The sequence below is a fragment of the Streptomyces sp. NPDC036822 genome, assembly GCF_055609145.1.
In genome coordinates, this window is the sequence record NZ_JBVJPY010000045.1 from 1 (window position 1) to 9,713 (window position 9,713).

The window sequence follows — 9,713 nt, forward strand, 5'->3', positions numbered from 1 at the left end:
CCCGTTGCACACAACCAAATTGGGGAGCGGTGACTCGCGCGAGGCATGTAACGCACCTGTTTGGAAAACCACTTGAGCGTCTCTGCCGACGGCCGGAGGGGGGAACCGGCCTCACCTCGTCGGGCGCACCAAGCCGAGTGACCGGGCGAGGAGGAGTGCGGTGAGCGTCGACGCGTCCGCGCCGTCCCCCTGGGCGGCCTCGGTGACGAGCGCCTCCAGCGTGGTCTCGACCGTGCCCTCGCGTGGGGCGACGACCTCGGCCCCGAGCGCGGCGTAGGCGTGGGTCACCTCGTTCGAGCTTCCGGGGCTGTTGAGGAACCGTCCCAGGAAGACGGCGCGCTCGCTCGTCGCCCCGATCTCCTCGAACATCTCGCGCAGGGCGGCCTGTTCGGGCGTCTCGCCCGCGTCGATCCGGCCGCCGGGCACCTCGAGGACCACGCGGTCGAGAGCGATGCGGTACTCCGACGACACCAGGACGGTGCCGGCGGCGGTCACCGGTACGGCGATGGCACAACCCGGGTGGTCCTGGAAGTGCCAGGTGGAGCTCTCGGACCCCTCGTGGAGCACTGCCTCGACGACATCGAACCACGGGGAAAGGCGATGGAGCCGGCGCTCGCCGATCCGGCGGGGGCGCGGCTGGTGATCCGGTGGCGTCATGGGTCCTCCCGTGCCTGTCCGCGGGCCGTTCGTCCGTGCGCGACGGCGTCATCGTCGCACGCTCTCCCCACGCCCTGGGGGCGCCTGTCACGATCACGGTGCTAGTTTTCGATGCGTTGCTGGGACCCGGGAGGCAAGCGAGCGAATGACACGGCACGGACACTGGACCAGCGGAGTGGGTGGTGTCAGCGGCCGGGCGCCGCTGAGGATATCCCTCGCGGGCGGCGGCACCGATCTCCCTGACTACTCGGCCGAGTTCGGGGGAGACGTCATCGCGATGGCCATCGACGCCGAGATACGCATCCACTTGACCGGGGCGGCCGAGCGGTCCGAGACACGGTGGTCGGATCACACCGGAGACCTTCCCGGAGACCCCGTACTCAACGACCTGGTCGCGTCCCTCCTGCACGCCCATCCGCACTGGGGGCGGCGGCCCTGGAGGATGACGAGCACCTCCGGCGCCCGGGCGGGTGCGGGCCTGGGCTCGTCGGGAGCCTTCCTCGTCGCCTTGGCCGGCCTGCTCCACCCCGGCGCCGGGCCCGCCGAACTGGCGCGCACGGCGTACGCCTGGGAGCACCGGCACGCCGGCCGGATGGTCGGACCGCAGGACTCCTTCGCATCGGCCCACGGCGGGCTCGGGGCGATCGAGATCGGGACCGGCGGAGACGTCCACGTCTCCCCCCTGACGCCGCATCCCCACGCGGCCTCGTGGATCGACCACAACCTGCTGCTGTTCGACACGGGCGGCAGCCGCGACGCCTCGCGGATCGTGGCGTCGGCCAAGCGGGACGCCGACCGGACGGCCCGGTCGGACGGCCGCCCCGGAAGGCCCACGCGCCGGGTCGAGCAACTCCACGCGATCCGCACCCTGGTCGCCCCCTTCCGCAAGGCCCTGGAGGAGGGCGACGTCGAGCGGTTCGGCCCCCTCCTGACCGAGAACTGGAACCTCAAGTCGGCTCTGGGGCGCGGCATCTCCACCCCCCGCGCCGAAGAGCTGCTCGCCGGCTGTCTCGCCGCCGGAGCCCAGGGCGGCAAGCTGGTGGGCGCCGGCGGCGGCGGTTACGTCCTGGTCAGCGTCCCCGACCGGGCGCTGCCCGCCGTCCGGGCGGCCATGTCCCGCGCGCACGCCCCCGAACTGCCGTTCCGCCTGTCTCCCCACGGCGTCCGCACCGACGACACGGTCGCCCTGCCGCCGGCGCCGCGCACCGCGGCCGAGAACCCGCGCGTCGCCTCGACCACCACCGCGAACCCTGCGCCCCCGCCGGGGGAGAAGGAGCTGTCATGAGCCTGGAAAAGCCGACCAAGATCTGGTGGAACGGCGCGGTGAGCGACTGGCAGGACGCCGTGGTCCATGTGACCACCGAGACCGCCATGCGGGGCGTCAACGTCTTCGAGGGCGTGATGGCGTACAAGATCGCCGACCGCTCCGAGCACGCCGTGATCGCCCTCGACGAACACCTCCGGCGCCTGGCGCGCTCGGCCGCGCTGCTGCACCTTCCGCTGCCCCACTCGCTCGACGAGCTCCGGCAGGGCGTGCTCGACCTGATCCGGGCGGAACCGAGCGAGCTCGACCTCTACATACGCCCGACCCTGTACCTCGAGAGCGGCGCCTACACCGGGGACCCCGAGCGCATGCGCATGGGCGCGTACATCACGTCGTACACCCGCGAACGCGCGCCCCTGAGGAGCGTGCGCCTCGTCAGCACCCCCTGGACGCGCGTCGACGACCCCGCCTTCCCCGCCCAGGCCAAGAGCGGCGCCGTGTACTCCGCCTTCCGGCTCGCCCGCATGGCCGCGTTCCGCGCCGGAGGCGACGAGCCGTTGCTCCTGAACGCGCGGGGCACCGTGGCGGAGACCGCCGGAGCGGCGGTCATGGCCGTGTTCCCCGACGGTGTCGTCAGCCCGCCGCCCGAGGACGGAGCGCTCGACAGCATCACCCGCGGCGTCCTGACCGACCTGCTGCGAGACGACTTCGGCCTCAAGGTCACCCAACGCTCCCTCCGTCCCCAGGAGTTGCACGAGGCGCGCGAGGTGTTCCTCTGCGGCACGCTCGACGAGGTCGTCGAGGTCTCCGCCTTCGACGGCGTCGCCCTCGGGCACGGGGCGGACGGCCTGGCCCGCCGGCTGTTCGACAGGTATCGCGCCGTCTGCACCGCGGCCGACGCCACCCCGTCCCCCCTCCACACTCGCGTAGCGTGGTGAGCGTTCCTGCGCCGCGCGGGGCCCGACCCGACAACCCCCTAGAGAAGGTGGCCTGATGCACGTCCCCACCCACGACGACGCGACCCGTCTCCTGCACCGCTGGACGGGCGGGGCGGAACCCCGGCTGCTCGGTCAGGGGATGGAAGGGCTCGTCTACGAGATCGACCAGGACCGGGTCGCCAAGATCTGGTTCGGCGAGTCGGAGGCGGCCCTGCGGCGGACCCGGGAGTTCTACGACGCGCTGGCCGAAAGCCCCTTCGCGTTCGCCGTCCCGGGGATCCAGGAGATCCACGTCCTCGAGGGCCGCTGCGTCACGATCGAGCGGCGGCTCGCCGGCACCACGATGGCCGACCACCTGGAGTCCGGCCGCATGACCGGCGACCAGGCCAGGTCGGCCTTCGTCGACGTCCTGGCCCAGCTGGCCGCGAGCGGACCGCTGCCCGCAGGGCGGGCCCTGTCCGTCATGGACGAGGAGGTCTCCCTCTACGACGCCGCGGAGGACTTCCCGCAGGCCCTCCACGCACTCGCCGAGCGTCGTGCGGAGCGGTTCCGCGACGTGCTCGGCCCCGCCGTCGAGGACCTCGACAAGAAGCTCGACGCGCTGCGGACCCGACTGCGCGAGATCGACAGCGGACGGCGGTCCGTCATCCACGGCGACCTGATCCTGGGCAACATCCTCGTCGACGACGCCGGCACCCCCACCGCGGTCCTCGACTGGGGCTTCTTCACGACCGAGGGCGACCCGGTCTTCGACGCCGCGGTGGCGGCCTCGATCTTCGACATGTACGGCGAGCACGCCCTGGAGACCGAACTCGACCTGTACGGGCGGATCGAGGAGCGCCTGGGCCATGAGCGCGAGGCGCTCCTCGTCTACCGCGCGGCATACTCCCTGATCACGGCGAACGCGTACGACGCCGAGGGCAAGGACGGTCACTTCGCCTGGTGCGTCGCGGCCCTGAACCGGCCCGACGTCGTCCGCGCGCTCCTCGGCTGAGGAGGAGGCGGCTCTGGGGGGGTGTCCTGTCGATCAGGCCGTCGCGACTCCGGCAATATCGACAGGACACTCGCTACCGCTTGGCGTCGGCGAGCGGGCGATGGGCCCGCAGCACCGCCCGTTCGCTCGTCGGCGTCAGCGTCCGCCCAAGCTCGTCGTGCGCGGTCACCCGGTCGAAGCCCAGCCGTACGGCCAGCGACCGCAGCTCCGGGATGCCGTAGCGGCGGACGTGGTAGGCGCGCCGGGTGGAACGGCCCCCCACGACGACCTCCTGCTCGGTGACCTGCCGTCCCAGCAGAGGGTCGTATCGGTGCCACTCGCGCAGGACGTCGTCGCCGTGGCTCTTCTCGGTGTAGCTGTCGAAGGTGCGCCCGAAGGCGTCCCAGTGGCGGCTCTCCACCAGCAGGCGGCCGCCCGGCCTCAAGGCTCTCAGGGCCGAGGACAGCGTCGCCTCGTCGTCGGACTCCTCGTAGTAGCCCAGGGACGTCGACCACACCAGGACGACGTCGAACTCCCCGTCCACCCGGGGGTCTCGCATGTCGCCGTGCGCATACGTCGCTCCCTGGTGACCCTCCTGGCGCGCGATCTCCAGAAGGTGCTCGCTGGAGTCGATCCCCACGACCTCGATGCCCCGCGCCGCGAGGCCGTTGGCGATGCGGCCGAAGCCGCAGGCGAGGTCGAGGACGCGCATCCCGGGACTCAGGTCGCCGAGGAGTTCGATGGTGTCGAGTTCCTGGACCTCGGCCTTCTCGGAGCGGTAGCGCCGCCAGAACCGGTCGTAGTCGGCCTCGAACGCAGGATGGGGCTGCGGCTGCTCGGGCACGTTCCTCCCACTCGCAGAAGGGGCCTCGCGAGAACGGGCCCCATGGTGGATGTCCGTCGAGGCGACGTTACCAAGAGCCTCCCGAACCGCCCACGAGCTGTGTGTACGATCCTGATCGACCGCAACCCGTACCGCGACACCGGGGCGTTGACGCGTCACGCCGCGAACACGGTCGTGCGATCTCGCACCATGACGGCCGTCCGGGGCACACGGACCGGAGAGCCACCGCGGGCTCGGAACGGTGGAACGCCGACGCGTTCCGTGACGACATGGTTCGGCGATGCCGGCCCGCGCTGTGAGGCCGACCTGCGGGAGATGAGATGACCGAGCAACGTACGGCGACGGCGGAGCCGACGCCGCGCCGGCGGCTGCCACGCGCCCTGACCCCTTTCCGGAATCCCGGATACCGACGGCTCGCGTTCGCGTTGGCCTTCTCCACCTTCGCCGCGGGCGTCTGGGCGGTCGCCCAGGTGTGGGAGGTCGTGCGGATCGGCGGCGGGCCGGCCCAGCTCTCGGTGGTGTCGACCTGCGCGGCCGTGGGCGTCCTGCTTCCCGCCCTGCTCGGGGGCGTCGTGGCCGACCGGGTGCCGCAGAAGCTGATCCTGCTCGGCGTCGCCGGGGTCGAACTCGTCGGCATGGGCCTCGTCTCGGCCCTCGCGCTCAGCGGCTCCACCCAGCTGTGGCACCTCGCCGCGGTCGCCCTGGTCACGGGCATGGCCCATGCCTTCTACTATCCGGCCTACAACGCCTGGCTGCCCGCCCTCGTCCCCGAGCGGGACCTGATGGCGGTCAACGGCTTCGAGGGCATGGTGAGGCCGACCATCGGCCAGGCGATCGGCCCCGGCGTGGCCGGCGTGGTCGTGGGGGCCGCCTCGCCGGCCGCGGCGCTCGGCATCGCGGCCGTTGCCTGCCTGGCGGGACTCGTCGCCCTGGCACTGGTGCCGCTGACGCCGGTGCGCAGGGAAGCCGGCGACGAGCCGGACTCCGCGAACCCGGTCCGCTCGGCCGTGGCCGACATGCGCGAGGGTTACGGCTACGTGGTGCGCACGCCCTGGCTGCTCGCGACCCTGCTGTTCGCCTCGGTGATGATCCTGATGATGGCAGGCCCGGTCGAGGTGCTCATCCCGTTCCTGATCAAGGACCGGCTGGGGGGCGGGGCGAGCGATCACGCCTGGGTGATGGCCGCCTACGGCATCGGCGGGGCGGCCGGCTCGCTGGTCATGGCATCCATCCGCATGCCACGGCGCTACCTCACCGTGATGAACCTGATGTGGGGCACCAGCTGCCTGCCCCTGATCGCGGTCGGGTACGCCCACCACATCGGCGTGGTGATAGCGGCCGCCTTCCTGCTCAGCGCGCTCTTCTCCGCGTCGTCGGTCATCTGGGGCACCCTGCTGCAGCGCCGGGTCCCGCCGCACATGCTCGGTCGCCTCGCCGCCCTCGACTCCTTCGTCTCCATCAGCCTGATGCCGGTGTCGATGGCGCTGGCGGGGCCGGTGGCCGACGCCATCGGCACGCGCACCACCTTCGTGATCGCCGCGGTCGTCCCGGGCGTCGCGGCCGTACTGGCGACGGTGTGGGCCCGGCTGCCGGCCGACGAGGTCGCCCACCCGCTCAAGGACTGAGGGGCGCCGCGGCGGGCTCGCCCGTCGGGCGGCCGCGCCGGAGCGACGGCCGCCCGACGGGCGACACCCTTCCTACGCCCCGTCGCCGTGACAGTGCCCGCCGTTGCCGCTGGGCGGCACGTCGAGGGTGGGGTTGCGGTCGAAGAAGCCGACCGGCTTCAGGGTGAAGCCGGAGCTGTCCACGGGCATGATCGGCCAGTCCTCGGGCCGCGGCCAGTGGGTGAGGCCGAAGGTGTGCCACAGGACGACGTCCTCGCCGTCGATGGAGCGGTCCGCGCTCGTCCAGGCCGGCAGCCCGGCGCCCCCGGCGTGCTGGTTGACCAGGTGTCCGGCCGGGTAGCGCTCGTCATCGGCGTGGCGGGTCACCCACAGGTGGTGCCGGGCGAACGCGGCGCGGGCGGCGATGGAGGACCGTTCGTCCGCGAGCAGCGTCGGCAGCCCCTCGGGGACGAGCGCGTAACCGACCTCCTGGCCCAGGTGGTTGACGACCTCCGGGTTGACGACGTGCCACTCCCTGTTCAGCGCCGGGTTCGCGCTCCGCCGCGCTTCCCGCTCGGACCGCAGCCTGGTCGCCCGGCGGCCGAAGGCGTTGCCGTGCGGGTTCTCCCCGCTCATCGGGAACCGTACGACCTCGACCTCGTCGACGGCGTTGCGGTGCCCGTCCACCGCCATGTCGAGCCGCGCGCAGAAGAGGTGCTGGTGGAACGGGGCGCCCAGGCCGGGAGCGATCTCGCTGGTGTAGGCGCCGCGTTCCTCCTGGTAGCCGGACGGGAAGACGATCCCGGTCGCCTTGGCCTCGAAACCGATCTTGCCGTCGAGGTAGAGGTACCAGTAGAAGCCGTAGTCGTAGTTGCCCACGGTGGTGAAGAAGGAGATGACCAGGCGTCGCTGGCGGCGCGTCTCGTGCACTCCGACGAGGAGGTCGGTGTGCTTCCACAGCACGCCGAAATCCTCCTCGTGCATGCAGATGGTGTGGGGGATGGTCAGCGGCTCGCCCGCCTCGTCGGCGATGACGGCGTCGATGTAGTGGATCTCGCCGAGGCAGTCGCACCCCAGCTCCAGGGGGTTGGCGTACCTGCCGAAGAGGTACTCGCCCTGGTCGAAGTAGTTCTGCCAGAAGCGGGTGGGGGAGGGGTCGGCGTACGGGACGACCATCTCGGCGATCGAGGCGCGGTGGACCACGGAGCGGTCGCGGTCCTGTGCCCTGTCGAAGAACGAGATGTCGTGCAGGGTCAGCCCCTCGCGCATGTTGTAGCCGAGCCGGAGCGTCCAGTTCTCCCAGCGGACGAGGTTGTCCTCGACCGTGAAGCTGACGCCTTCGGGCTGGGTGATCTCGATGGGTTTCATCGAGGTGCGGTGCGACCCGGTGTAGGCGGGGTCGTGGAAGTTTCCGGGATCCTCCGGCACCGGCACCACCGCGTGGTCGATGACCTCGCGCACCCGCTTCTCCGTCAGGTCGACGTAGGCGACCAGGCCGTCGATCGGACGGCCCCAGGGCAGGTCGTGCTTGTGGGGCTGGTCGAAGCCGAAGGCGCGGATGATGCGGTGTCCGGCCTCGCCTTCGATGTCGTAGTGGCCGGCGGACAGCGACGTCGCGACCACGGTCTCCGTCGTCAGGCCGCGCCGGGCCAAAGCCTCCTGCCACCGGGAATCGGCGTCAAGGATCTCCTGCACGGCCACGAACTCCTCGTTGAGGATGGGCAGCTGGGCATGGCGCGTGTCCAGCCGCTCGAAGGAGTCGACGGTGCCGCGGGTGACGGAGACGAGCGCTTCGAACGACGCGCCGTCCGCACGGTCCAGGAGCTGGACGCGCAGGAGCCGGTCGACCGGAGAGCCGGGGACGAAGGCTCTCAGGCTCGCCTTGCCCGGCTCCTCCGGGATGACGGAGACGAAACGCACGGAGGGACCCAGCCGTCCGTCCGCCTCCAGGATCGCGCGGACCGCGTGCACCTCCTCCGCGGTGAGCATGGCGATCGGGTGGGTGGGCGGTGTCACGGTCGGAGCACGGTGAGACACGAGAAGGAGAAGCACCTTTCAGCGAGGGGTCGGGAAGGGGGGAGAGGCGCCAGAGGCGCCACTCGGCGGGCGGACCGGGTCAGGCCCGGCCGAGGACCGGGGGTGGCCGGTGAACCGGCACCCGCCCCCAATCTGCCATGCCCATGACAGTACTTGCCCGAAGCCGGTTCGAATGATCGTTCCGTGGGCACGAGTTCGGGGACCACGATAGACCGACGTGATCGGAAAGACTGATGCGAGCGACTGTGATGTTCGGTGCCGGCGACGTACGTGTGGTGGACGTCGCCGACCCGCAGCTCAAGGAGCCCACGGATGCCGTCGTGCGTGTGCTGCGCTCGGCCATCTGCGGCACGGACCTGCTGCACTACGGAGCCATGCCCCCCGACGAACAGGGCATGCGCATCGGCCACGAGTTCCTCGGAATCGTCGAGGAGACCGGCTCGGAGGTCTCCGGACTCACGGCCGGCGACCTGGTCGTCGCGCCGTTCATGTACGCCGACAACACCTGCTCGTTCTGCGGCGAGGGGCTGCACACCTCCTGCGCGCGCGGCGGCCTGTGGGGCCTGGACGGCGTGGACGGCGCGCAGGGCGAGGCGGTGCGCGTGCCGTGCGCCGAGGGCACGCTGGTCAAGCTGCCGGTCCCGGCCGACTCCGCCCTGCTGCCCTCGCTGCTCACGCTGGCCGACGTGTTCGCCACGGGGCACCACGCCGCGGTGACCGCCGGGGTCGGGCCCCGGAAGACCGTGACGGTGATCGGCGACGGCGCCGTCGGCCTGTCGGCGGTGCTCGCCGCGAAGAGGCTCGGCGCCGAGGAGATCACCTTGATGGGCCGGCACACCGAACGCACCGACCTGGGGCGCGCGTTCGGCGCCACGGCGGTCATCGCCGAGCGCGGGGAGGAAGGCGTCGAGCGTCTCCGGGAGGCGACCGGCGGCCGGGGCACGCACGCCGTCCTGGAGTGCGTCGGCAGCCTGACCGCCCTGGAGACGGCGTTCGGCGTGGCTCGGGACGGCGGCACCGTGAGCAGGGTCGGTGTGCCGCAGTACCTGGAGGGACCGGTCGGCTTCGACGTCTTCCACCGCAACGTCACCCTCACCGGGGGCGTGGCGCCCACCCGGGCGTACATCGAGGAACTCCTGCCCGACGTCCTGGAGGGCCGGGTGGAGCCCGGCCGGGTCTTCGACCGGACCGTCAGCCTGGAGGAGACGCCCGAGGGCTACCGCGCGATGGCCGGGAGGACCGCGCTCAAGGTGCTCGTGACGCCCTGACACGACGGCTCGTTCGCGTCGTGCACCTCACGTCTCGCGCCGGGTCGAGCACCTCATTGCCCGCATGCTTCGGCGCGTTGACGTGCCAGGTAGATGATAGGCCGTCAAATGTGCACGCCAAAAGGCGT

The 9,713-nt window shown here is 71.7% G+C and carries 8 protein-coding genes; 5 read left to right on the plus strand and 3 right to left on the minus strand.

Annotated features, from left to right (window positions below; translation table 11 throughout):
- Positions 1–111: 111 nt before the first annotated feature.
- Positions 112–657 carry an NUDIX hydrolase gene (locus ACZ68P_RS35690; RefSeq protein WP_471013488.1) on the minus strand — a complete coding sequence of 182 codons (546 nt, stop codon included), beginning with the start codon at positions 655–657 and terminating at the stop codon, positions 112–114.
- 145 nt (positions 658–802) lie between these two features.
- Between ACZ68P_RS35690 and ACZ68P_RS35695 the strand changes: the two genes are divergently transcribed.
- From ACZ68P_RS35695 to ACZ68P_RS35705, 3 genes are read left to right on the plus strand one after another with little or no spacing between them, the layout of a single operon-like run.
- On the plus strand, positions 803–1,942 hold the full coding sequence (locus tag ACZ68P_RS35695) for a GHMP family kinase ATP-binding protein (protein ID WP_471013490.1): 1,140 nt from the start codon (positions 803–805) through the stop codon (positions 1,940–1,942).
- Positions 1,939–2,859, plus strand: a complete 921-nt coding sequence (locus ACZ68P_RS35700; protein ID WP_471013492.1) for an aminotransferase class IV — start codon at positions 1,939–1,941, stop codon at positions 2,857–2,859. Before ACZ68P_RS35695 ends, ACZ68P_RS35700 begins: the two co-directional genes overlap by 4 nt.
- A gap of 55 nt (positions 2,860–2,914) precedes the next feature.
- A complete protein-coding gene (locus ACZ68P_RS35705) occupies positions 2,915–3,853 on the plus strand; it encodes a phosphotransferase family protein (RefSeq protein ID WP_471013494.1) in 939 nt (312 codons plus the stop codon).
- Positions 3,854–3,926: 73 nt separating this feature from the next.
- Here the strand turns inward: ACZ68P_RS35705 and ACZ68P_RS35710 are convergent, their stop codons facing one another.
- The gene (locus tag ACZ68P_RS35710) at positions 3,927–4,676 is read right to left on the minus strand and encodes a class I SAM-dependent methyltransferase (protein ID WP_471013495.1); all 750 of its coding nucleotides are present in this window, start codon (positions 4,674–4,676) and stop codon (positions 3,927–3,929) included.
- A gap of 320 nt (positions 4,677–4,996) precedes the next feature.
- On the opposite strand from ACZ68P_RS35710, the gene ACZ68P_RS35715 reads away from it, so the two are divergent.
- Complete coding sequence (locus ACZ68P_RS35715; protein WP_471013498.1) at positions 4,997–6,301, plus strand: MFS transporter; 1,305 nt, start codon at positions 4,997–4,999, stop codon at positions 6,299–6,301.
- A 72-nt stretch (positions 6,302–6,373) separates the two neighbouring features.
- Here ACZ68P_RS35715 and ACZ68P_RS35720 read toward each other — a convergent pair whose 3' ends face one another.
- On the minus strand, positions 6,374–8,296 hold the full coding sequence (locus ACZ68P_RS35720; protein ID WP_471013502.1) for a primary-amine oxidase: 1,923 nt from the start codon (positions 8,294–8,296) through the stop codon (positions 6,374–6,376).
- A gap of 254 nt (positions 8,297–8,550) precedes the next feature.
- Between ACZ68P_RS35720 and ACZ68P_RS35725 the strand changes: the two genes are divergently transcribed.
- Positions 8,551–9,585, plus strand: coding sequence for a zinc-binding dehydrogenase (locus ACZ68P_RS35725; protein WP_471013506.1), 1,035 nt, complete (start codon positions 8,551–8,553; stop codon positions 9,583–9,585).
- Positions 9,586–9,713: the final 128 nt, after the last annotated feature.